The sequence below is a fragment of the Sphingobacterium sp. WOUb80 genome (assembly GCF_050058145.1).
In the GTDB taxonomy this organism is placed as follows: domain Bacteria; phylum Bacteroidota; class Bacteroidia; order Sphingobacteriales; family Sphingobacteriaceae; genus Sphingobacterium.
The window spans coordinates 6,027,190-6,050,847 of record NZ_CP165617.1 but is presented as its reverse complement, the minus strand read 5'-3'; the positions used below and the strand labels follow the sequence as shown (position 1 = coordinate 6,050,847).

Here is a 23,658-nt window from a genome sequence, read left to right as displayed (position 1 = left end):
TTATCCATTTTCTTTCTTTACTTTAGGTCAAAATTTTTGGCTTGTATGATTCTATTGCTCAAAAAACTCCATCGGTATTGGTATTTTATCAGTGTTCTACTTGTTTTTCTTCTGTTTTTCCCTTATATCTATTTTTTAGCACGACGTCCCGAAAAAAACTATGCTAGAATCGCCCGTATGCGACGCTGGGTATCAGTTGGAGGTTCGGCCCTAGCTGGTGTATTTTTTAAGGTGAGCTATGAATCAAAAATAGATTGGAACCGTTCCATGGTACTGTGTCCCAATCATACTTCCGTCTTGGATATAACAGCCCTAACCTATTTATGCCCGGCTCCATTTTCATTTATCGGGAAAGCTTCATTGCTTAAAAATCCGGTTACACGTATCTTCTTCAAAACAATAGATATTCCGGTCACCAGAAGAAGTAAAGTATCTTCTTTCAAGGCCTTCCAGCGTGCCAATGAGCTTGTCCGAAAGGGCAGAAGTGTGGTTATCTTCCCAGAAGGAAAAATAGATGATGGTTTCCCACCACAGATTCACGCTTTTAAATCCGGAGCCTTTCGAATCGCTATTCAGAATGACGTTCCCACAGTCCCCATTATCATAGAAAATGCCTGGGATATCTTTTTCGATGACGGTTCGAAAAGAGGATCTCGACCTGGAATTGTTAAAATACATGTATTCAACCCAATAGAGACGAAAGATTTTAATGATGATAATGCATCAGAGCTAGAGAAAGTTGTATATGACAAAATGCATTCCTATTGGATTATGAAGAATAAATCGTATTTTCATAACCTAGAGAACCTCCAAAAAATATGTCAGGAAAGATCTTAATCGAAATCAAGGATATTGCCAGAGAATACCAAATTGGTACAGAGACAATTCACGCCTTAAGCTCCGTTACGCTCAATATCCATAAAGGAGAATTTGTTGCCTTAATGGGCCCTTCAGGATCGGGCAAATCCACCTTAATGAACATTCTCGGTTGTTTGGATACACCAAGCCGAGGCGAATACATCCTCAATGGGATTAACGTAAGTGATATGACTGACGATGAACTCGCCGAAGTAAGAAACAAGGAAATTGGTTTTGTCTTTCAGACTTTTAACCTACTACCAAAGAATACGGCACTGGAAAATGTTGCACTTCCTCTAATTTATGCAGGTTATAGTAAAGTTAAACGTGAGGAAAAAGCCACGGCAGCACTGGAGAGCGTCGGCTTGGGCCATCGTATGGACCATAGACCCAACGAACTCTCAGGAGGACAACGACAACGTGTTGCTGTTGCAAGAGCACTGATCAACGATCCATCTATTATACTTGCCGATGAGCCAACAGGTAACCTTGACACAAAAACATCCATTGAGATCATGGGCTTGCTTGAAGAAATTCACTCCAAGGGTAATACCATCATTCTCGTGACACATGAAGAGGATATAGCATTGCATGCGCACCGCATTGTACGCATGCGTGATGGTCTCATTGAAAATGATTATCCTAACCCTGATATCAAATCAGTGTCACCAAGACTGAATGCTTTAAACGAAAAGGGCAGTGATTTTGAGAATATTTAAAAATATTATACCGCTAAAAATCAAACACTTATATTATTATCACAAAAATAACACTCAATTTACTTGCTTAAGTTAAATTAAATCATAGTTTTGCGAAAATAGAGAACTTAAATTGTTTTTATATGTATTGGACATTAGAATTAGCTTCGCATCTAGAAGATGCACCATGGCCAGCAACAAAAGATGAATTAATCGATTACGCTATTCGTTCAGGTGCACCTGTTGAGGTGATTGAAAACTTACAATCTCTTGAGGATGATGGCGAGCCATATGAAAATATCGAAGAAATTTGGCCCGACTATCCAACAAAAGACGATTTCTTCTTCAATGAAGATGAATACTAAAAAATAAAAAACGCCTTTATTCAAAAGGCGTTTTTTATTAAAGGTATCTTACTCATTTTGGGAACGACTCAATACAGCTTATTCCGATAAGTTCAAGAGGGTTTTTATTCCGTAGTTTTAATCCATTTCGATGAAGCTCAGTCTTACAGATATGAAAACAAAATTAAAGCTATTGCTGTTCATTTTTATTAGCTGCATGATCAGCCAAAGCTTATCTGCTCAAGAGCAACAAATCTCCAATGATTATGTTGTCGTTTTAAAAAGATTTGTCCAGCGCTTGAATGATCCTAATTTAGCGACTGATATTATTTTAAGCCAAGATCTTATCACGTCTAAAAAACTTAACGAAGATCTGCAGGAATACCTATTGGCGAGCATCGATGAAATTAGGATAAATGTACAAAGCAAGGATATAGACCAACTGGAATACCTCAGCTTTGCACAAGCGGGAAGAAAAGAAACAAGCGACATAGATCTCGAAGGTATCGATCCACAGCAAGTTTATTTTGTCAGATATCTCAAGCGTTTTGTGTTTGCGGCAGTTATCCGTGATAAAAAAATTGCCTCTTTCACTTTGGTCTCTAAGGGAAACAATAAAGCCCATTTTGTCTTCTATTAATTTCAACAACTCTAGACAGTCATATTCTTTCGGTTCCGTAAATATCATTATCAGGACGACATAAATACATACTTTCAAGATTTAGTTTTAAAGTATATTTGTGAGCAATATTAAGCCAATGATGCTTTCTTAAAAATTTTTCAACAAAAACACTTGCATTTTATAATTCTATCAACCATATTTGTATTAATAAAAATAACAATGATAACAACTGTATCAAATAAAGCTTGGTGGTGGCACAACGAATAACGTTGTGGCAAACTCCTATTGCATTATTTGATTAATACGTCAAGATATGATGGGCTTGCCTAAATAAGGTAAGCCCTTTTTTTATTTAAATTACCATGAAAGAAATTTTAGCGCATTTATTTGAATACAAGACATTTTCTCGGCAAGAGGCCTACGAGATTCTAACCAACATTGCCATGGGCAAATATGATAGTCACCAAATTGCGGCATTTATGACGGCTTATGGTATGCGCAGTATTCGCGTTGAAGAGCTTGGAGGGTTTAGAGATGCGATGTATGATTTATGCCTCAAGCTGGATTTTAACGGCTATGATTTAATTGACCTTTGCGGTACAGGTGGGGATGGTAAAAATACCTTCAATATCTCGACAATAGCATCTTTTGTCACAGCTGGGGCTGGTTACCATGTCGCAAAACACGGTAATATCGGGGTATCTTCGAGCTGTGGTTCATCCAATGTCATGGAATATTTAGGCTATCAATTTAGCAACGATAAGTCTGAACTACAACGCCAGCTTGACGAAGCCAATATCTGTTTCCTACATGCACCATTGTTTCACCCTGCAATGAAAACCGTTGCCCCGATACGTCGTGCACTGGGCGTTAAGACTTTCTTTAACATGCTGGGACCATTGACGAACCCCGCGAATCCAAGATTTCAGTCTGTTGGTGTATTTAGTTTAGAATTAGCAAGACTGTATGGTTATCTATACCAAAATACCAACAAACAATATTCCATTATTCATGCCTTGGACGGTTATGACGAGATATCCATGACCGGTGATTTTAAGGTAATCAACAATCAAGGAGAGAGCTACTACAACATGGAAGAACTGGGTTTTACTCCTGTCTCAGCGCAAGACTTGACTGGAGGTGAAACGATAGCAGATGCTGCCCAGACATTCTTATCCATATTAAACAACCAGGGGACAGATGTGCAGAACAATGTTGTTTTGACCAATGCCGCATTTGCCATTAGAACCTTTAATCCCGAAAAATCGTTCGGCGACTGTTTCTATGAAGCTGAAAGTTCACTGATGGAAGGCAAAGCATTGCGAAGTTTCCAAAAACTAATCAAAAAATAAAATGGCGATCAAAGTAAAAGTTTGTGGCATGAAATATCCCGACAATATAACCGCTGTAGCCTCCTTGGGCATCGATTATATGGGATTTATATTTTATGATCAATCCAAACGTTATGTTGGTCAAAGCTCCTCCTCATACATTAAGGATCTTGACAGCCTAAGCAAGGTCGGCGTTTTCGTTAATGCCAGCCTTTCAGAAATTCTAGATAAAATAACTGAATTCCAACTAAATGCAATTCAACTGCATGGAAATGAATCTGCGGAATTCTGTCTTGAATTGAAAGAAAAATCAGCAGTTACCATCGTGAAAGCCTTCGGAGTCGATCAAAACTTTGACTGGATACAGCTGGATCCTTACGCTAAAATTGTAGACTATTTTTTATTTGATACCAAAAGTAGTTCCTATGGTGGTACAGGAGTACAATTTGACTGGTCCTTATTGGACCAATACAAACTTACTAACCCCTATTTTCTCAGTGGCGGTTTAGATCCCGAAAATATCAAAACAGCGCTAGAAAGGAATGATCCACGGCTATATGCTTTGGATTTAAATTCAAAATTTGAAGTAGAACCCGGCTTAAAAGATATTGAGCTATTAAGCCACAGTATAAATACTATTAAAAAATGAGTATATATCAAGTCAATGAAAAAGGATATTATGGTCCCTTTGGAGGAGCCTATATCCCTGAGATGCTCTATCCAAATGTGAAAGAGCTACGTGAAGAATATCTCAAAATTATCGAAGAAGAGAGCTTTCAGGCGGAATTTAACCAACTGCTCAGCGATTATGTCGGGCGCCCTTCTCCATTATATCATGCCAAGCGTCTTTCTGAAAAATATGGAACTACGATTTACTTAAAACGGGAGGATCTTAACCATACCGGAGCGCATAAAATCAACAATACCATTGGCCAAATTCTATTAGCGGAACGCTTGGGTAAAAAGCGCATCATTGCCGAGACAGGCGCAGGACAGCATGGCGTTGCCACAGCTACCGTTTGTGCGCTAAAAGGTATACAATGTGCAGTGTACATGGGGGAAGTTGATATTCAACGTCAAGCTCCAAACGTAGCAAGAATGAAAATGATGGGGGCTGAAGTTATTCCGGCAACCTCAGGCTCCAAAACACTAAAAGATGCAACCAATGAGGCTTTACGGGATTGGATAAACAATCCTGTCGACACGCATTATATCATTGGGTCTGTTGTGGGACCACACCCCTACCCTGATATGGTTGCACGTTTTCAGTCCATTATTTCAGAAGAAACGAAAAAACAGCTATTAGCAAAAACAGGGAAAGAAAATCCAGATATGGTATTAGCCTGTGTCGGTGGAGGCTCCAATGCGGCAGGTATGTTCTATCATTATCTGGATGAAGAATCGGTTCAATTGTATGCGGTAGAGGCCGCTGGCCATGGTGTTGATTCCGGTGAATCGGCTGCCACTACAGCATTAGGAAAAGAGGGAGTTTTACACGGAAGCCGATCTATACTGATGCAAACGGCAGATGGGCAGGTCATAGAACCTTACTCCATATCGGCAGGACTCGATTACCCTGGTATTGGCCCTCAACACGCTTGGTTATTCAAATCCGGCAGAGGTAACTATGTAAGTGTGACTGACGACGAAGCGATGCAGGCAGGTCTTGAGCTTACCCGACTAGAAGGCATCATACCGGCTATTGAGAGTTCTCATGCCCTGGCTTATTTGGAAAAAATACCTTTTAAAGGTGATGAGACTGTCGTTGTCTGTCTTTCTGGACGTGGTGACAAGGATCTAGATAATTATATGAAATACTTTGATTTTTAAGGCATGAATACAATTGAAAAAAAAGAAGGTACTCCCCTTTTATCGATATATTTTACAGCTGGATATCCAACATTGGACAGCACAATAAGTATTGCCAAGAAATTGGAAGAAGCTGGCGCGGACTTTTTGGAAATCGGTTTTCCTTATTCCGATCCTGTCGCAGATGGACCTGTCATTCAGCACAGTTCGGAAATTGCTTTGGCAAATGGTATGACCGTAAAAAAGCTGTTCGACCAATTGGTCGACCTTCGTAAACATGTTAGCATCCCCGTATTTCTAATGGGCTACTTTAATCCTGTCCTTCAATTTGGTGTTGAGAGATTCTGTGAAGAATGTAAAAATGTGGGCGTGAATGGTGTCATTATACCCGACCTACCCATGGACGAATACGAAGAACTTTACAAAGAAACGTTCGAGAAAAATGGCATCGCCAATATATTTATTGTAACACCACAGACTTCGGAAGAACGAATCAGAAAAATAGATAGCCTTTCCAGAAGCTTTATTTATTTACTCTCTTCCAATGCAACGACTGGTAAAACACTTGATGTTGGAGACAATACCGCAGCTTACTTCAAACGGATACATGATCTTCAATTAAAAAATCCATTGATCGTTGGCTTCGGTATCTCCGATAAATCTACCTTTCAAAAAGCGAGCAAACATACTGCAGGCGCTATTATAGGCACTGCATTTGTCAAAAGGTTAAAAGAACCGGATTATCTTGCACAGATTCCAGCATTTATCTCGTCTATCAAAGATTAACATGCAGGTTAAAAATTAGGAAAGCATTATTTCTTTAATAAGAGTTCGGTCTAAAGTTTTTTTTCTTGGATCGAACTCTTATTTTTAAGACAGTTTTCGAAAATGTGATTTTTCGAAGAGAATAACTTTGTTGCCTTGATCAACCAAGCAATAGGCAGCCAGTCAAATCAATACTGATATAACCATGGATACTCGAAGAGATTTTTTAAAGAAAGCGGCTATGCTTGCTGGGGGAGCTTCTATCTCCCATGTTATTCCATCTGCTATTGCGAAGGCGATGGCGATTAATCCAGCATTGGGTAGCACGTTTTACGATGCCGAACACATTGTTTTATTAATGCAGGAAAACCGTTCATTTGATCATGCCTTTGGAACACTGCGTGGTGTAAGAGGCTTCAATGATCCTAGAGCTATCCGTCAACCCAACCGGAATAAGGTCTGGTTTCAGACGCAAAAATCCGGCGAAACATTTGCTCCCTTTCGATTGGATATCAAAGATTCAAAAGTTACCTGGATGGGTTGTCTCCCACATAACTGGACCGATCAAACAGATGCACGCAATAAAGGCAAGATGAACAAATGGTTGGATGTAAAACATTCTGGGTTTAAAGAATTTTCGAATCTACCGTTGACTATGGGACATTATAGTCGCGAAGATATTCCATTTTACTATTCGCTCGCAGACTCTTTCACAATCTGTGACCAACACTTTTGTTCGAGCATCACCGGCACGAATCCGAATAGGCTTTATTTCTGGACAGCCAATATCCGTGAGAATCTTACAGGAAAGGCCTTGGTTTGGAATGGCGATTCCGAGTTTAGCGGCAAGGCAACATGGACAACTTTTCCCGAACGCCTTTCGGAATTAGGCGTAGACTGGAAAATCTATCAAAATGAAATTTCTTCAAGCAGCGCTGGTTATAGTGGAGAGGCAAACAGCTGGCTCGCCAATTTTGGCTGTAATCCGATGGAGTACTTCCCACAATATCAAGTCAAATATCATCCACGCTATCGTCAGCTCCTAACACTAAAAAAAGAAGATCTCGAGCGCAAAATTAAGGAAACAACAGCTGCCGACGCACTTGAAAAATTAAATATAGATCTCAAACATATCCAAGAGGAACTACAGTTATATACCGCTGAAAACTTTGAGAAGCTCGACGAGCGGACAAAAGATATTCATCGTCGCGCTTTTGTTAACAACAGTGCACAGCCCGATTATATGGAATTGGAAACAATGCATTATCAGGATGGTGATCATCAGCGGGAATTGCAGATCCCAAAAGGGGATGTCCTGTATCAATTCCGAAAAGATGTTGAGGAAGGTAAACTACCAACAGTGTCATGGTTAGCACCGCCACAGCTCTTTTCTGACCATCCTGATTCTCCATGGTTTGGGGCATGGTATGTCAGTGAAATCATGGACATCCTAACGCAAAATCCAGAAGTTTGGAAAAAGACGGTCTTTATTCTTACATATGATGAAAATGATGGGTATTTTGATCATTTTGCACCCTTTACCGCTCCAAATCCTGATGAAACAGACAATGGAAAAGTATCTGTAGGAATAAACCCTGATTTAGAATTTGTACGCCGCGATGAGCAATATTATCCTGAAAGCGGAAGAGAAAGCAATATAGGTCTTGGCTATCGTGTACCGATGATCATTGCTTCTCCATGGACTAGAGGAGGCTGGGTCAATTCACAAGTATTTGACCATACCTCCAGTTTACAATTCTTAGAAAAGTTTATCAACAACAAAATCAAGAAAGATATCAAAGAAACCAACATTAGCAGTTGGCGACGTACGGTATGCGGAGACTTGACTTCAGCATTTCGAGCTTATCATGGCGAAACCATTAACAGACCTCTTGTGCTAGAACGAGAGCCTTTTATCCAAGAAATTCATCAAGCGAAATTCAAAGGACTTCCTATGGGGTTCAAAGCACTTAGCCCAATGGAGATCAAACAAATAGAGCAAAATCCCGGTAGTTCACCTTATTTCCCGAAACAGGAAAAAGGACTCCGTGATTCATGTATCCTTCCTTATGAGCTCTATGTCCATGGAGAGTACCAATCCAAAGGGGATTATTTGGTCACATTTGAGGCGTCGAATAAAATTTTTGGCAAACATTCGGCAGGCTCACCTTTTACGGTCTACCATGCTGCTTCTTATAAAGGAGAAGTTGGGACCTCCAGAAATTATGCGGTTTCACCAGGAGACAGTGTAACGGACCGCTGGTCACTAAACGCCTTCGACAATGGCATATACCACCTGGAAATTCATGGTCCAAATGGATTTTTTCGAGAATTTAAAGGCGACACGAATAATCCGTATTTAAAGATCCGCTGTACTTATGAAAAAAATAGAAATAATTCGGCATTTACTGGCCGTTTATCTTTTTCTTGTACCAACGAGGGGAAAATATCCCAACAACTTAACTTTGAGGACGTCAGCTACGGGCAAGAAAAAAAGAGTATCCAACTTAAAAGCGGGCAATCCATTAGAATACATTTTGATTTGGCTAAACAAAACTTCTGGTATGACTATCGCATCACTTGTACTGGTTATCCAAACTTCGAGGAACAATATGCAGGTCGTTTAGAATTTGGAGAAGCGGGGAAAAGCGATCCCTTATTAAGCCGATAAACAAAGAAAATGGGAGCATCTAATAAAATGCTCCCATTGTTATGAACTCTTTCCTGAATAGTTAAAGTTTGTTGACGAGTCCACACCTGTCATGCTAAGTAAAGTCAGTACACATTGAACTTAATACAAAGTACCTCAAAATAAAATAAAACATATTATTTTATTCCTGTATACGACGAACGAGATGGTAGAATCCCTTATACAATAAAACTGCCCCAACAATCAAAAAGATAGCTAATAAATATGAGCTGACCGGATTGATAAATAATAAATACATAACTCTGGTAATTTTTGGTTTTTCATTTGTTACTACAAGTTATAACATTTATCCAAAATATTACAAAAAAAAATTACATATTTTATCTATTTTTGCTTCGATGAAGAAAATTGCACTATTTATCGGCTTATTTTTCTATTTGCTCGCGGCAAGTGGTGCATCGTTGCATCTTCATTTTTGTCAGGGAGAAACAAAAAGTGTATCATTAACTGAAAGTCATAATACCGACTGCCCTCTCTGCGCTAAGTCTGCAAAAAAGCATCAAAAACACTGCCATGAAACAGGAAGCTGTAAAGATGTTAAGATCGAAGCACAAAAAGTCGATCACTTCAGCCGAGTAACACAAAATCTTGATTTTAATAATCTGTCTCCTGCGATAATTACGCTTCATTGGATACTTAATGATTATCAGTTCTCTGGCGAAGAAGAAGGTTTTTCCAAACTAAAGGACACCAATTTTGCGAGCAACAATAGACAGAACCCTCCTGTTTTCATTCTCAATCAAAATTTTAGAATTTAATACCATCACTTTTCTCTGATTACAGTTCATTTTTCTGAATTGATTTAAGACCGCATCGTTTAAAAAACTGTCTGCCATTATATTTCGTTAATGCCAGACTTTATTCCCAACAATGATCGTTTTGTACCCTGTTACGGAACAAAAACAACGGACTCTTATATCACTTTGCAAAAAAATTAATAAAACTGGAAAAATAGTTCCGTACCCTATCAATGGGGTTACGCGACATCATGAAAGTAAAAAATAAATGCTAGTTGAAGCGACTACTCTTAATTAAAACGATGAATCAAATTTTAAAAAAAATATATACAACCACCATTTTATCCTTAATTTTTCTGGCATTTGTACAGGCACAAACCGACAGTACTGCAACACTTACAGTAGCTGGAAACTGCGCCATGTGTAAAAAACGTATTGAAACGGCGGCAAAAATGCCGGGTGTAGAAACGGCTGTTTGGAATGCTGGCGACAACTTATTACAGATCAAATACAATCCTCAAAAAGTTCAATTGGAGTCCATCAAAAAAAATATTGCCCAGGTTGGCCATGATGTAGACAACCTGGTTGCGAACGAGGAATCCTATGCTAAACTCCATGAATGTTGTATGTACCCACGATTGGAAAATGGAAAGATCCCCGAAAAGAAAGTTTTGACAACTGATAACCATGATCATCCACATACAGTTACTGGCGTTGTCGTTGAAGAAAACGAAAAGGGAGATCTTAAACCCATTATTGGAGCTAATTTACATTGGGCCAACCTTCCCACTAAAAATACAAGGACAAAAGAAAATGGTGTTTTTAAATTGGACCATAAGGAAGGATTTAACAAATTAGTCGTGAGCTATGTCGGCATGAAATCCGATACGATCACCATCAAAGACCTTCATGAAGTCATTATGATTACAGCAAAAGGGAATGTTTTGATGGAAGTTGAGGTTAAAGGAACACGACGCTCAAATTACATTGATCGGATGACGCCAGCTCGATTGGAAGTTCTAACCGGAAAAGAGCTTTTCAAAGCGGCATGTTGTGATTTAAGTGAAAGCTTTGAAACAAATGCCTCTGTTGATGTTGTCAGCGCAGATGCAGTAACAGGAAGTAAACAAATTCAAATGTTAGGTCTTAGCGGTATCTATACGCAGTTAACTGTTGAAAATTTACCAGGACCACGCGGATTAGCTTCTCCTTTAGGCCTAAATTCTATTGCAGGAACATGGATAGAATCAATTCAAATCGCAAAAGGTATTGGCTCTGTAGCCAACGGATTCGAAAACATGGCCGGACAGATCAACGTTGAATTGAAAAAACCTCAAAATTCGGAAAGATTGTTTTTTAACGCCTATGCTAATAACATGGGGCGTACTGACGTCAACTTAAACCTTTCCCAAAAAATTGGTCAACACTGGTCGACAGCGGTTTTGTTGCACGATAATTTTATGTACAATAAGTCTATGAATTTTAGCCACAACGGGTTTAGAGATGTACCAGTTGGCAATCTATTCTCTGGCGTGAACCGTTGGTTTTATGAAAATGGAAAAGGACTTATGGTCCAGTTTGGAGTAAAATATCTCAATGACGACCGTACTGGTGGGCAGATTGATTTTAATAAAAAGACTGATAAGGGTACGACCAACCGTTATGGCCTAGGCTTTGATATTGAACGTGTAGAAGGTTTTGCTAAAATTGGCTACGTGTTTCCTGAAAACAAGCACCGTAGTATCGGTCTTCAGCTCGCCGGATCAAACTACAATCAAAAAAGTTATTTTGGACTCAACAACTACGATTCGGAGCAACAAAATGGTTATGCCAACCTCCTATTTCAAGATATTATAGGTACAGTCGCTCATAAATATCGCGTTGGAGCTTCGATAAATTATGACAACTACAACGAATGGTATTTAAAAGATCAAAATTTCAAACGTAAAGAAATTGTGTCCGGGGCATTTGCAGAATATACCTATAGTCCTTCGGAAAAATTTGATGCCATCGTTGGCCTCCGTCAAGACTACAACTCGTTGTACGGCTGGTTTACAACACCACGTATACATCTACGTTATGCTCCTATTTCAGGGACCACAATTCGAGCAAGTTCAGGAAGAGGTCAGCGTACAGCAAATATATTTGCGGAAAATACGGCAGTATTGGCTAGTAGTAGAAAATTAATTATTCAATCACCTGATATATATGATAAAGCTTATGGCCTACAACCAGAAGTATCATGGAATAGCGGCCTTGCTATAGACCAAAGTATGCGAATCTTTGGACGCGAGGCTTCGGCATCTGTCGAATTTTTCCATAATAGCTTTTCCAATCAGGTAGTAGTAGATTATGAAAATCCGAGAGAAATTAATTTCTATAACTTGACAGGGAAATCCTTCTCCAATAGTCTACAGACAGAATTTCGTTTTATGCCAGCACCGCATTTTGAGACAAGATTAGCCTATCGATTACTTGATGTACAAACAGACTTTGAAAACGGGAGAAAGACTAAACCTTTATTGGCCAAACACCGGGGTTTCGTTAATCTAGCCTACAATCATCATTCCGGCTGGAGTCTGGATTATACATTAAATGTTGTTGGACAAAAACGCATTCCGTCAACGGCAGAGAATCCTGTTGAATATCAAATGTCGACAACATCGAAAGCTTATGCAACAATGAACGCTCAAATCAGCAAGACTTTTGGAAAAGATAAAAACTTCACGGTCTACGTTGGCGGAGAAAACTTATCGAATTATTTTCAGAAAGTGCCCATCCTTGCAGCGGATCAACCCTTTGGAAATTATTTCGACACATCGATGCTTTGGGGACCTTTAACAGGACGCATGTTCTATACGGGTATTCGTTATTTCATCAAGTAATAACCAAGCAAAAAAATCAAGTGCAAAAAAGGTGGCATTGCAAAAAGCCACCTTTTTATTTTAATTTTTTCAATTCCTGATAAAGCTTTGCCGTTGGCAATCCTACCACATTATTGTATTCACCCTCGATTTTTTCTATTGCGATCAGGCCGATCCATTCCTGTATTCCATACGAACCTGCTTTATCCAAAGGTGAAAATGCAGCGACATAATGCTCGATTTCTTTTGGATCCAATTCGTAAAAATAAACTGTTGTCGTTTCGACAAAAGTGGATATCTCACCTTTCCAGGAAATCGCTACTGCAGTCAGAACCGAATGTTTTTTCCCGGACAGATGAGCTAAAATCAGCTTAGCTTCTCTTTCATCTTTAGGTTTGCCTAAAATTTCTCCCTTATCTGATACAACGATTGTGTCAGCACAGATAACCAAACTATCTCTTTTATCCTCAAATACCTCAGCCTTACAAATAGCAATTTGACGAACAACCTCAGCAGCGGACAAACTTGGATCTACATACTCTGCCGTTTCCCTTACCTCGACTTCGAAGGTCAACCCAAGCCCTGCTAATAGCTGTTTTCTCCTTGGGGATTGAGATCCCAATATAATTGTTCTATTTTTTAGATTTTCCAACATCTTTATATACTTTTTACAGTTTCATCCTCATACCAGTTCCCCTGCACTTTCATGACCTTTTCGATCAATTCACGGACAACGCCTTTCCCGCCACCAAAAGCAGACACGTAATGTGAAATTTTCTTGATTTCTTCTACTGCATCCGCAGGAGAAACAGCCAAGCCGACAGATTTCATACAACTAAAATCAGGAATATCGTCGCCAATGTACATTAACTGGCTCAACTCCAACTTGTAATTACGCGCAAGTTCTTTCATTTTCGAAAGTTTATCGGCAATTTTTGAATGTACTTCTTGGATGCCCAGCCCTTTCATACGCAGCTCTACACCAATCGATCCCCCACCTGTTATAATAAAAATAGGATAACCTTTCTTGATTGCTAATTGCATAGCATATCCGTCCTTTATATTAAATGTACGTAACTGATGCCCCTTTTCGTTCACTTGCACTGTACCATCAGTCAATACACCATCAACATCCAGTACAAATGCCTTTATTGATTTAAATTCGGTCAATACCATAAAAATATATTTTTGTAAAAGTAAGGCATTTCGGGTAATTATTCGAGTAACGATATCGATCTATCCGAACAGGTCTGTCAGATAATTATTCAGATTCGCCAAAATATCATTTGCATGTCACAACATAGTTGTATTAGCAACTTATTCTCAAAAATATTTGGATGCTACTGTATATTTACCGTATCTTTGTAGAAGATAATTAAAGGTTATCTGGCTATGAAACACTAACAGCAAGCAATCAAGGAAGTTATTTGCTTGGAACTTGCATAAGATTTAAAAAACAATCATTTTTAGTTTTCACGGCAAAATACGGCAACTAATTTAGTTTAGAAGCCCTTAAAGAGTCTTTTCATAATTTAGGTTTATAATTGGTTAGTAACGAACCCTGGTGCCCATCATCAGGGTTTTGTTTTTATAAGTATTTTTTCTTCTTCTACTTTATAGATTTGACTTTTTGATAATTACCTGATTATAAACAATCAAGATCATTATTAGAGCTGATACATCTGCATATCAACTTAAACCTAATCACAATTTTCAATCAATTTTTAGACAGTGATCAGTCACTGGTTATTCAGTCTATACTGAGTGATCACTGAACAATCACTGAACGAGCACTGAACAATCACTGAATAAGCACTGTTAGAAGACCGAATTTGATCACTACTTTATCCCAAGTTGCTCCAATGAAGAATTAAAAGACAAAAAATGATATGAGCTACGCTTACGCAACAAAAAATCACTATTGCGCGGCAATCGATTATTTTGGGATCTCCCTTGACTGTTTGTAGGTTTGTTTCTATTCTGACTTTTGATTATTTTAGGAATAGCAAGTTTTTTTGTTATTTTACATATATCTTTTTCCCCAGGTACCATCGAAACACAATACCTACAGAAAAGTAAACGATAAACTCATTCTAACATGGATCGAAAAAATTATAGAAAGCAAATTACCATAGGAGTGATAATTTCTTTTTCGCTTATCTTCCTTTCAGCCCTATATTTTTTCATATCGCTGCATCATAATTTAAATAACGAGCGAAGTATTGTTCGTGTTGCCGAAAATAGATTCAATATCATTAATGAAATTAAATCAAGTGTAGACGAAGTAAATGACATCAAACTTGATTACCTGAATAAGAAAGACGCTTCACTATTTATTCCCTATAAAATGGAATTAAAAAAAATGGACGAACTGTTGCGATCTTTAAGTTTGAAAGATGATTTCTATCATGTTCAGCCAAACAGCACTGAAAACATCCGCAAAGATATCGTTGCATTTTACGACTTTGAGCAGGATATCGATCACACAAAGGAAACTCAATCCATATCCCATAATATTCACGAACGAAAGGCCTCGATATTAAATCAGATCGATCTCATGTCGAGAGATCTATTAGACCAACGGGCAAGACTCTTAGAAAAATCTAGAAATGAACTGCAACTGGCCCAGTACATTACTTACCTTTTCATCGCCATTGGCTTAAGTGGGTTCTTCTATATTCTCGCTAAAATTTCCTCGATCTCTAGATTTCTGAGATCTACAGTGAAAAGTCAACAAGAATCCAATAACCGCCTACAACTATTGCAAGACCAGACCAACAGTGATAACTGGATTTTGAATGCTATTAATGGCATCGACGAACAGTTACGCGGTGATTATACAGACAAGAAAATTGCCGAAATAAGCTTACATGCTATTGCTTCCACGACAAAAGCATTAGGTGGGACTATTTATATCTTCGATGACAACTATCAGGAATATCAGCTTTGCCATAAAATTGGCATTTCTGCGACACAGTACATCAAACGAACATTTAAGGAAAACGATGGTATCCTGGGCGAAGTCGCAAACAATCATAAGGTCGTTAAAATAAAAGATATTGACCACAACCATCTTATCTTAGAAACCTCCTTATCCGATCGTTTAGAAGCTGATATTTATATTGTCCCCTTCTCTTATGAAAGCCATTGTGTCGGTCTCATGGAAATTTGTTGTCCCATTATCAATGAGAAGGACGAGCAATTGCGATTTAACTTCTTGGATAAAGCAAAAGATAACATTGCCGTTATCATCAAAGTAGCCCAAACTCATGGAAAGCTTGCCGATCTTTATGAGGAACTTCAACAGCAAACGGAGGAATTAGAGACTCAACAGGAGGAACTGAGAACAACCAATGAGGAGTTAATCCACAAGACACATTTGTTGGAGGCTTCTGAGGAAGAGCTTAGAGTACAGCAGGAAGAACTTATCCAAACCAATAATGAGTTGGACGAGAAGGCAAAATTGCTTTTTGCACAAAATGCAGATCTAGAAAAAGCCCGTCAGGCCATAGCCCAAAAAATAGAGGAAGTAGAGCTGTCTAGCAAATATAAATCTGAATTTATGGCCAATATGAGCCATGAACTGCGGACACCACTTAATAGTATTCTCATTCTTGCCAAATTACTTCAGGATAACAAAAAGAAAAACCTCAATGAGGATCAAATAAAATATGCTTCTGTTATTCATAGTGCAGGTTCAGATCTACTACATTTAATTAACGAATTGTTGGATCTAGCAAAAATTGAATCCGGTAAAGTTGAAGTCCAAAAAGAACGTATCAACACAAACTATCTTCTCAATTATATTAAAGATTTTTTCAGTGATACCGCAGCGTCGAAAAATATTCACTTCTTACTCGATGTCGACGTAAATGCACCGCAGGAATTCATTGGCGATGAACATCGTATACAACAAGTCCTCAAGAATTTATTATCCAATGCGTTCAAGTTTACAAGCGAAAAGGGCGAAGTCTCTTTAGCAATAAAAGCTGAAGCAGAAAATCTTCTTTTTACGGTTAAAGATAGCGGTATTGGCATTGCTCCTGAAAAACAAGAGCTAATCTTTGATGCTTTTAAACAGGAAGATGGTTCAACTAGCCGTAAATATGGCGGCACTGGTCTCGGCTTATCGATATGCCGCGAAATTGCTAGCTTATTAAAAGGGAAAATAAGCTTATCCAGTAAGGTTGGTGATGGTAGTATCTTCACCTTTAGCATCCCGCTAGAACAGGAAATTCAAATTTCAGTCCCGAAAGTAGCATCTATCGAAAAAGAAAGCAATCCGCCAACGCAAATTCCGAAAGAATCTCCTATAGTCGAAAAAACGAAGTCGATAGACAACGATGGAAAACACAATAAACTTCTGATTATTGAGGATGATTTTATTTTTGCAGATATTCTAAAAGACTACGCCGAACAAAATGGATACGATGTATACATCAGCTATGATGGGCAAGATGGTTTACAAAAGGCACAAAATTTACGACCTGCGGCAATTATCTTAGATATCATGTTACCTAAAATGGATGGTTGGGAAGTTCTTCGTAACCTCAAAAAAATTGATAGCACAAAGGAGATCCCCGTGCACATGATGTCGGCAGGAACATTTTTACATGATGAACCTATTTCTGCCGGAGCCATTGGATTTATGGCTAAACCCGTTTCAGAAGAATCTTTGGCTGAAACATTCTTAAAAATAAAAGCATCGACTAGTCATCCATTGAAAAAAATTCTGCTGGTGGAAGATCAGGAAATCCAAAGCGATTTTATCAAACAATCTTTAGAAGAACAGCATATTCAGATATTTCAGGCTTTCAATGCGAGACAAGCACTCGATTTATTAGATCAAGAGAAATTGTTTGACTGCATCATTATGGACCTGAATCTCCCTGACAAATCAGGCATTGAGCTCCTGAATGAAATCAAATCGAACAATCAATTTAAGGATTTACCCATTATCATCAATACGGCAATGGAACTCACTACGGAGCAGACTTCCGAAATTTTGCATCACAGCCAAGCAATGGTCCTTAAGTCCGCTAAATCAAATAATCGTCTGATTGATGAAGTTAATTTATTCTTAAATAAAATTCGCAGCAATAAGCACGAATACACGATGTTCAATCACTCAGGGTCCTCTGTAATTGCTGAGAACAATTTAGCTTCCAAAACAGTATTACTAGCAGATGACGATATGCGGAATATTTTTGCCCTTAGTACCGCATTTGAAAGCTATGATATGAACATTGAAATTGCCAACAATGGTCAGGAAGCTTTAGATATTCTTGAACGAAATAAACAAATTGACCTTGTCTTGATGGATATCATGATGCCCGTTATGGATGGTTATGAGGCTATTGAAAAAATAAGGGCAAACAAGAAATTTGCAAACCTTCCTATTATTGCTGTGACAGCGAAAGCAATGAAAGGTGATAGAGAAAAAACAATTGCTGTTGGAGCAAACGATTATATTAGTAAACCGGTTGATGTTGACAAATTAATATCCCTAATGCGCGTATGGCTGAGTTAACCGATAAAATAGTGGCAATGATAAGTTTTGAAGAGTTAGAAGAAATTATTGATATAGTCAAAAATCTCCACGGCTATGATGTGTCTGGTTATACAAGAGCCTCCCTAAAAAGACGTGTGACCAGAATAATGGAACTCAACAAGCTCAATCTACAAGAGCTAAAGTCTAATTTAATCAATCAACCAGGATTCAGCACCTATTTCCTACAGGAAATTACAGTTAATGTGACTGAAATGTTTAGGGATCCTGATTTTTATAAAGCTGTAAAAACGGATGTATTTCCCTATCTCGCAACTTATCCACATATAAAACTCTGGAGCGCAGGCTGTTCTACTGGCGAAGAAGTTTATTCGCTGGCCATCTTATTAGAAGAAGCAAATCTTTACCAACGTGCATTTATTTATGGTACCGACATTAACGGCAAAGTGTTAGAAAAGGCAAAACGCGGGATCTATTCTCTTGCAAAAGTTAAAGAGTACTCGGAAAATTTTATTAAAACAGAACCAAAAAACTCATTGTCGGATTATTATACAGCAATGTACAACGCTGCCACCATTAATAATAGCCTTAAAAAAAATGTGCTTTTTTCCATGCATAGCCTTGTTTCTGATGGCGTATTTAATGAATTTCAACTGATTACCTGCCGCAATGTATTGATCTATTTTGACACTGAATTGCAAAATAAAGTCCTAGATTTATTCTATCACTCGCTTTGCCATCTGGGTTTCCTATGTTTGGGTGCGAAAAATCTTTAATTAATTATAAAGACGCCGCTAAATTCAAGATTGTAAACAAAAAACAGAATATTTACCAAAAAATTGGGTAGTAGTGATGGAAAGAAAAATTCTTTTGTTGGCGGGATCTGCAGGCGGATTTAGTGTGATTCTAAATATCCTAAAATCATTGGAACGACCGATCCGCATACCAGTTATTGTCATTGTACACAGAAACCCTAAATATGCTTCTAGTATTGAGGACACACTTTCCAAAGCGCTTGTTCAAAAAATAAAAACTGCAGATGATAAGGAAGCAATAGAAAATGGGACTATTTATTTTGCCCCTGCTGGCTATCATCTTTTAGTTGAACCAGATTATAGCTTTTCTTTGGATATCTCAGAACCTGTTCAATACTCAAGACCATCAATTGATGTGACTTTCGAATCCGTGGCCGAAATATATAAAGAAAATTGTACAGCTATCCTATTCTCTGGAGCGAATCAGGATGGTGCACAAGGATTATTAATGATAAAACGGTACGGCGGGAAGACATTTGTACAAGACCCTGCGACTGCTGAAGTTCCCATCATGCCCGAAGCAGCTATTCAACTCGATGCACAGGAACGCATTTTGACCATTCAAGAAATAAAAGATTACATCAAGCAATTGACTTAAAATTGTATTTAGATTTGCTATAATGAAGAAGATAAATATATTGATTGTCGATGATAAAATTGAAAATATTATCAGTCTTACAGCACTGCTGGAGGATATCGAAAATATAAATATAGTGACGAGCACAGATCCTAACGAAGCTTTAAAAATCTGCTGGAAAGAGGACATTGACTTAGCGCTCGTTGATGTACAAATGCCAGATATCAATGGTTTTGAATTTGTTTCCTTCCTAAAGAAGAATCCGAAAACAAACCATATTATCCCGATTATGGTAACAGCGATTTCAAAAGAAGACAAATACCTTATTCAGGGACTTAATAGCGGAGCTGTAGATTATCTATATAAACCGCTAAACCCGGAAGCGACCATCGCAAAAGTAAAATCTTTTGTTCAGCAATTACTGATACAGCAGGAAATTAAAGAGAAAAACATTGCCTTAGAAGAATCAAAACAGGCCATTCTCAAAGCTAAAGAAGAGGCCGATCTTGCTCGGAAATCCAAGGAAACCTTTTTAGCCAATATGAGCCATGAGATACGGACGCCAATTAACGGCATTATGGGGATTACACAAATGCTAAAAAACTCTCAGCTCACTTTAGAGCAAGAAAACTGGATCAATAAACTGGACTCTGCCTCTCAAAATCTGTTGACTATTATCAACGACATATTAGACCTTTCGAAAGTCGACTCAGGTATGATGAAACTTAACATGGAGTCTACATCAGTGCACGATATCACAGATGATCTAAACAACCTATTTATTGATAAAGCCAACTACAAAGGGTTGAATTTTTCAATTGATGTAGACGATCGGATCACAAGTTATTTTCTGACAGATTCACTACGGTTGAAACAAATATTGACCAACTTTATCTCCAATAGTTTTAAATTCACCTCGGAAGGTTCTGTTGTCTTAAAAATTCAGCTTTTAACAGAGGATAACCATAGCATCTGTTTACGGTTTCAGGTTATAGACACGGGGATCGGCATTGTAGAAGACGCCCTGGAAAAAATATTTATTGCGTTTGAACAGGGAGAAGATAGTATCACCAAAAAATTTGGCGGTACAGGATTAGGTCTTGCGATTGTAAAACGTATTGCTGCACTGCTCAACGGTCGGGTTTTTGCATCGAGTGAATACGGTAAGGGAAGCATATTTTCCTTTGAATGTACCTTTGACAAAATCAAAGACAAACCGGTAGAGAAAGAAACGCAAGTACTTTATACGGAATTACCCAAGTTCAACTTCCCGATGATTCTCATTGCTGAAGACAATGAATTAAACAGCTTTATGCTGGCGAATATCCTCAAAAGTTGGAATTGCGAAATCACTTTGGCGACCAATGGCCTCATTGCATTAGAGGAAATCAGTAAGAAAAAAATTGACCTGGTATTTATGGATGCCCATATGCCGCTCATGAGTGGTTTTGAAGCGATCAAGGAAATACGTCGAAACACTAATCCGATAATCGCAAACATGCCGATTATTTCCATTTCAGCCTCTGTGCTCCAAGCCGAACAACAGGAAGCGCTCGATGCTGGAGCCAATGAAGTTGTCGGAAAACCATTCGATCCTATCAAATTATATAAAACAATTGATACTTTATTGTCAAAATTGAAATGATAGTTTCAATTTATCAATGAAATCATTAATTTTAGAACATAAACAAGATGTTTTGATGTTATTTCTCATGAACGTGCATCCACAAAGGGATTACGTTCGTCATAACTTCATCACTAAACCGCTAAAGGCTGCGGAAATGCCTACAATAAATAAAAGATAAACAAACAATCATTCAAATGAAAAAACTTTTTATGATACCAGCAGTTGCAGTTGCTTTATCAATTGCATCTTGTGGTGGAAACAGTGACAAGTCTGAAAAATCAACTAGTACAGAAGCGACAACTTCAACAGAAAGCCAAGCAACAGAAACAGTGCCTGGAATTGAAAACGTGGCTATTTCCAACAGCTTATCTTTAGAAGGTAACGATCAAATGAAATATAATAAGGATTTATTCCGTGTAAAAGCGGGTGAGCCAGTAGAATTATCTTTCAAAAATGCAGGTACTATGCCAAAAGAATCCATGGGACATAACGTAGTTATCCTAAAACCAGGTGTTGACCTTCCAACTTTTGGTGCTGAGGCTGCTGCAGCTGCTGCAGACGAATATATTCCAAAATCAGCTTTATCTTCAATTGTTTCCCACACAAAATTATTGGGACCAGGAGAAACTGATAAAATCACTTTTACACTTGAAAAAGGAGTTTATACGTTTATCTGTAGTTTCCCTGGACACTATGGTGTTATGCAAGGAAAAATTGTTGCAGAATAACTAATAAATAAAAAAGGATATTCAAAATATGAATATCCTTTTTTCAATTTCATACCCCCACTGGCACCGATTCATTGTTCCCCGAGGTGCATAATTTCCATTCTTTTATCAAAAAAATGTAAAGTAAGGATCTTTGGTCACAAATCGTAAGTTTTGATTTCCTATCCCATTAATAATCATTAAATTTGTGGTACAAAAAAATAAAACGTAATCAATGCAATACGACGTAATTGTAATCGGAAGTGGTCCAGGCGGATATGTAGGAGCTATCCGTTGTGCCCAATTAGGATTAAAAACAGCTGTTATTGAAAAATATAGCACATTTGGTGGTACTTGTCTTAACGTTGGATGTATTCCTTCAAAAGCGCTTTTAGATTCTTCGGAGCATTACCACAATGCTGCGCACAATTTTGATGCATTTGGCATCAGCTTGAAAGATCTGAAAGTAGACATGGCAAAGATGATTGCTCGTAAAGACGATGTCATTGCCCAAAATACTGCTGGTATTACCTTCTTATTTAAGAAGAATAAAATTGACAGTTTTCAGGGTGTGGGTTCATTTGTGGACAAAAACACCATCAAAATAACGAAAGCAGATGGTTCTACAGAGCAGATCACTGGTAAAAATGTAATTATCGCAACGGGATCGAAACCGACTTCATTGCCTTTCCTACCTGTTGATAAAAAAAGAATCATTACCTCAACCGAAGCACTTAACCTAAAAGAGATTCCAAAACACCTTATTGTCATTGGTGGTGGTGTTATCGGTTTGGAACTAGGTTCTGTTTATGCACGTTTGGGTTCAAAAGTTTCTGTTGTTGAATTTGCAAAATCTATCATCGGTACAATGGATGGTGGCTTAGGAAAAGAACTACAACGTGTTTTGAAAAAATCATTGGGCATGGAGTTCTATTTAGGTCATAAAGTGACTGGAGCTTCCGCGAAAGGTAAAGTTGTAAAAGTAACTGCTGAAGATCCAAAAGGACAAGAAGTAACTTTAGAAGGCGATTATTGTATCGTAGCCGTTGGTCGTACTGCATATTCTGAAGGTTTAGGATTAGAAAATATCGGCATCACAGTAGAAGAAAGAGGTAAGAAAATTCCAGTTAATGCACATCTGGAAACAGCTGTACAAGGTGTATTTGCAATTGGTGATGTGATCACTGGAGCAATGTTGGCACACAAAGCTGAGGACGAAGGTGTATATGTTGCAGAATATATTGCAGGTCAAAAACCACATATTGATTATAATTTGATTCCAGGTGTTGTTTATACTTGGCCTGAAGTTGCTTCTGTTGGAAAGACTGAAGAGCAACTTAAAGAGGCAGGTGTAAAATACAAAGCTGGATCATTCTCTTTCAAAGCTTCTGGTCGTGCAAAAGCATCTGGTGATACGGATGGTTTTGTAAAAGTACTGGCAGACGCGACAACTGACGAAGTATTAGGTGTACATATGATTGGTCCTCGTGCAGCAGATATGATTGGTGAGGCAACCGTAGCTATGGAATACCGTGCATCTGCAGAAGATATCGCACGTATTTGCCATGCACACCCAACCTATACTGAAGCAATCAAAGAGGCGGCGCTAGCAGCTACAGCAAACAGAGCAATACACGCTTAGGCGATAAATATCGAATATTTAAGGGGGAAAAGGAAACTTTTCC

General features: G+C 38.2%; 19 protein-coding genes. 17 read left to right on the top strand and 2 right to left on the bottom strand.

Annotated features, from left to right (window positions below; genetic code table 11):
- Window positions 1-45: 45 nt before the first annotated feature.
- The 11 genes from AB1Z56_RS25005 (at window position 46) to AB1Z56_RS24955 (ending at window position 12,759) form a co-directional block, all read left to right on the top strand.
- Window positions 46-837, top strand: coding sequence for a lysophospholipid acyltransferase family protein (locus tag AB1Z56_RS25005; protein WP_309364456.1), 792 nt, complete (start codon window positions 46-48; stop codon window positions 835-837).
- Complete coding sequence (locus AB1Z56_RS25000) at window positions 819-1,577, top strand: ABC transporter ATP-binding protein (protein ID WP_309364458.1); 759 nt, start codon at window positions 819-821, stop codon at window positions 1,575-1,577. Before AB1Z56_RS25005 ends, AB1Z56_RS25000 begins: the two co-directional genes overlap by 19 nt.
- A gap of 122 nt (window positions 1,578-1,699) precedes the next feature.
- On the top strand, window positions 1,700-1,921 hold the full coding sequence (locus AB1Z56_RS24995; RefSeq protein ID WP_028072584.1) for a DUF2795 domain-containing protein: 222 nt from the start codon (window positions 1,700-1,702) through the stop codon (window positions 1,919-1,921).
- 151 nt (window positions 1,922-2,072) lie between these two features.
- Complete coding sequence (locus AB1Z56_RS24990; protein ID WP_426790444.1) at window positions 2,073-2,540, top strand: hypothetical protein; 468 nt, start codon at window positions 2,073-2,075, stop codon at window positions 2,538-2,540.
- 344 nt (window positions 2,541-2,884) lie between these two features.
- Entirely contained in the window at window positions 2,885-3,874 is a 990-nt protein-coding gene (gene trpD, locus AB1Z56_RS24985) for an anthranilate phosphoribosyltransferase (protein WP_309364463.1), read from the top strand.
- A gap of 1 nt (window position 3,875) precedes the next feature.
- Window positions 3,876-4,502: a phosphoribosylanthranilate isomerase gene (locus AB1Z56_RS24980; protein WP_426790443.1), complete on the top strand. Its 627-nt coding sequence runs from the start codon at window positions 3,876-3,878 to the stop codon at window positions 4,500-4,502.
- Window positions 4,499-5,683, top strand: coding sequence for a tryptophan synthase subunit beta (trpB, locus tag AB1Z56_RS24975; protein ID WP_313268148.1), 1,185 nt, complete (start codon window positions 4,499-4,501; stop codon window positions 5,681-5,683). The genes AB1Z56_RS24980 and trpB overlap by 4 nt, the downstream gene beginning before the upstream one ends.
- Window positions 5,684-5,686: 3 nt before the next feature.
- Window positions 5,687-6,448, top strand: a complete 762-nt coding sequence (gene trpA, locus AB1Z56_RS24970; RefSeq protein ID WP_309364468.1) for a tryptophan synthase subunit alpha — start codon at window positions 5,687-5,689, stop codon at window positions 6,446-6,448.
- A gap of 184 nt (window positions 6,449-6,632) precedes the next feature.
- Complete coding sequence (locus AB1Z56_RS24965; protein WP_309364470.1) at window positions 6,633-9,098, top strand: phosphocholine-specific phospholipase C; 2,466 nt, start codon at window positions 6,633-6,635, stop codon at window positions 9,096-9,098.
- Window positions 9,099-9,475: 377 nt separating this feature from the next.
- Window positions 9,476-9,895 carry an HYC_CC_PP family protein gene (locus AB1Z56_RS24960; RefSeq protein ID WP_309364472.1) on the top strand — a complete coding sequence of 140 codons (420 nt, stop codon included), beginning with the start codon at window positions 9,476-9,478 and terminating at the stop codon, window positions 9,893-9,895.
- Window positions 9,896-10,176: 281 nt separating this feature from the next.
- On the top strand, window positions 10,177-12,759 hold the full coding sequence (locus AB1Z56_RS24955; RefSeq protein WP_426790442.1) for a TonB-dependent receptor domain-containing protein: 2,583 nt from the start codon (window positions 10,177-10,179) through the stop codon (window positions 12,757-12,759).
- A 55-nt stretch (window positions 12,760-12,814) separates the two neighbouring features.
- Here AB1Z56_RS24955 and AB1Z56_RS24950 read toward each other — a convergent pair whose 3' ends face one another.
- Both AB1Z56_RS24950 and AB1Z56_RS24945 read right to left on the bottom strand, forming a co-directional pair.
- Window positions 12,815-13,393: a Maf family protein gene (locus tag AB1Z56_RS24950; RefSeq protein ID WP_309364476.1), complete on the bottom strand. Its 579-nt coding sequence runs from the start codon at window positions 13,391-13,393 to the stop codon at window positions 12,815-12,817.
- 2 nt (window positions 13,394-13,395) lie between these two features.
- Window positions 13,396-13,914 carry a KdsC family phosphatase gene (locus tag AB1Z56_RS24945; protein ID WP_309364479.1) on the bottom strand — a complete coding sequence of 173 codons (519 nt, stop codon included), beginning with the start codon at window positions 13,912-13,914 and terminating at the stop codon, window positions 13,396-13,398.
- Window positions 13,915-14,836: 922 nt separating this feature from the next.
- Here AB1Z56_RS24945 and AB1Z56_RS24940 point away from each other — a divergent pair.
- The 6 genes from AB1Z56_RS24940 to lpdA all read left to right on the top strand — a co-directional run bounded on the left by AB1Z56_RS24940 (window position 14,837) and on the right by lpdA (window position 23,615).
- Complete coding sequence (locus AB1Z56_RS24940; RefSeq protein WP_309364482.1) at window positions 14,837-18,268, top strand: response regulator; 3,432 nt, start codon at window positions 14,837-14,839, stop codon at window positions 18,266-18,268.
- Between the two features lie 17 nt (window positions 18,269-18,285).
- Window positions 18,286-19,023 carry a CheR family methyltransferase gene (locus AB1Z56_RS24935; protein ID WP_426790441.1) on the top strand — a complete coding sequence of 246 codons (738 nt, stop codon included), beginning with the start codon at window positions 18,286-18,288 and terminating at the stop codon, window positions 19,021-19,023.
- A gap of 76 nt (window positions 19,024-19,099) precedes the next feature.
- Entirely contained in the window at window positions 19,100-19,660 is a 561-nt protein-coding gene (locus tag AB1Z56_RS24930) for a chemotaxis protein CheB (RefSeq protein WP_205399721.1), read from the top strand.
- Window positions 19,661-19,682: 22 nt separating this feature from the next.
- A complete protein-coding gene (locus AB1Z56_RS24925; RefSeq protein ID WP_309364487.1) occupies window positions 19,683-21,284 on the top strand; it encodes a response regulator in 1,602 nt (533 codons plus the stop codon).
- 176 nt (window positions 21,285-21,460) lie between these two features.
- Window positions 21,461-21,994, top strand: a complete 534-nt coding sequence (locus tag AB1Z56_RS24920; RefSeq protein ID WP_075991088.1) for a plastocyanin/azurin family copper-binding protein — start codon at window positions 21,461-21,463, stop codon at window positions 21,992-21,994.
- A 214-nt stretch (window positions 21,995-22,208) separates the two neighbouring features.
- Window positions 22,209-23,615, top strand: a complete 1,407-nt coding sequence (gene lpdA / locus AB1Z56_RS24915; protein ID WP_075991087.1) for a dihydrolipoyl dehydrogenase — start codon at window positions 22,209-22,211, stop codon at window positions 23,613-23,615.
- Window positions 23,616-23,658 lie beyond the last annotated feature (43 nt).

What these genes read in the sequence shown, in the direction of transcription:
- AB1Z56_RS24925 (WP_309364487.1), top strand. Translation starts at nt 19,683, where the DNA reads ATGAAGAAGATAAATATATTGATTGTCGATGATAAAATTGAAAATATT.
- AB1Z56_RS24960 (WP_309364472.1), top strand. Translation starts at nt 9,476, where the DNA reads ATGAAGAAAATTGCACTATTTATCGGCTTATTTTTCTATTTGCTCGCG.
- AB1Z56_RS24950 (WP_309364476.1), bottom strand. Translation starts at nt 13,393, where the DNA reads ATGTTGGAAAATCTAAAAAATAGAACAATTATATTGGGATCTCAATCC.
- AB1Z56_RS24920 (WP_075991088.1), top strand. Translation starts at nt 21,461, where the DNA reads ATGAAAAAACTTTTTATGATACCAGCAGTTGCAGTTGCTTTATCAATT.
- trpA (WP_309364468.1), top strand. Translation starts at nt 5,687, where the DNA reads ATGAATACAATTGAAAAAAAAGAAGGTACTCCCCTTTTATCGATATAT.
- AB1Z56_RS24965 (WP_309364470.1), top strand. Translation starts at nt 6,633, where the DNA reads ATGGATACTCGAAGAGATTTTTTAAAGAAAGCGGCTATGCTTGCTGGG.
- trpB (WP_313268148.1), top strand. Translation starts at nt 4,499, where the DNA reads ATGAGTATATATCAAGTCAATGAAAAAGGATATTATGGTCCCTTTGGA.
- AB1Z56_RS24980 (WP_426790443.1), top strand. Translation starts at nt 3,876, where the DNA reads ATGGCGATCAAAGTAAAAGTTTGTGGCATGAAATATCCCGACAATATA.
- lpdA (WP_075991087.1), top strand. Translation starts at nt 22,209, where the DNA reads ATGCAATACGACGTAATTGTAATCGGAAGTGGTCCAGGCGGATATGTA.
- AB1Z56_RS25000 (WP_309364458.1), top strand. Translation starts at nt 819, where the DNA reads ATGTCAGGAAAGATCTTAATCGAAATCAAGGATATTGCCAGAGAATAC.
- AB1Z56_RS24955 (WP_426790442.1), top strand. Translation starts at nt 10,177, where the DNA reads ATGAATCAAATTTTAAAAAAAATATATACAACCACCATTTTATCCTTA.
- AB1Z56_RS24945 (WP_309364479.1), bottom strand. Translation starts at nt 13,914, where the DNA reads ATGGTATTGACCGAATTTAAATCAATAAAGGCATTTGTACTGGATGTT.
- AB1Z56_RS24995 (WP_028072584.1), top strand. Translation starts at nt 1,700, where the DNA reads ATGTATTGGACATTAGAATTAGCTTCGCATCTAGAAGATGCACCATGG.
- AB1Z56_RS25005 (WP_309364456.1), top strand. Translation starts at nt 46, where the DNA reads ATGATTCTATTGCTCAAAAAACTCCATCGGTATTGGTATTTTATCAGT.
- AB1Z56_RS24990 (WP_426790444.1), top strand. Translation starts at nt 2,073, where the DNA reads ATGAAAACAAAATTAAAGCTATTGCTGTTCATTTTTATTAGCTGCATG.
- AB1Z56_RS24930 (WP_205399721.1), top strand. Translation starts at nt 19,100, where the DNA reads ATGGAAAGAAAAATTCTTTTGTTGGCGGGATCTGCAGGCGGATTTAGT.
- AB1Z56_RS24940 (WP_309364482.1), top strand. Translation starts at nt 14,837, where the DNA reads ATGGATCGAAAAAATTATAGAAAGCAAATTACCATAGGAGTGATAATT.
- trpD (WP_309364463.1), top strand. Translation starts at nt 2,885, where the DNA reads ATGAAAGAAATTTTAGCGCATTTATTTGAATACAAGACATTTTCTCGG.
- AB1Z56_RS24935 (WP_426790441.1), top strand. Translation starts at nt 18,286, where the DNA reads ATGATAAGTTTTGAAGAGTTAGAAGAAATTATTGATATAGTCAAAAAT.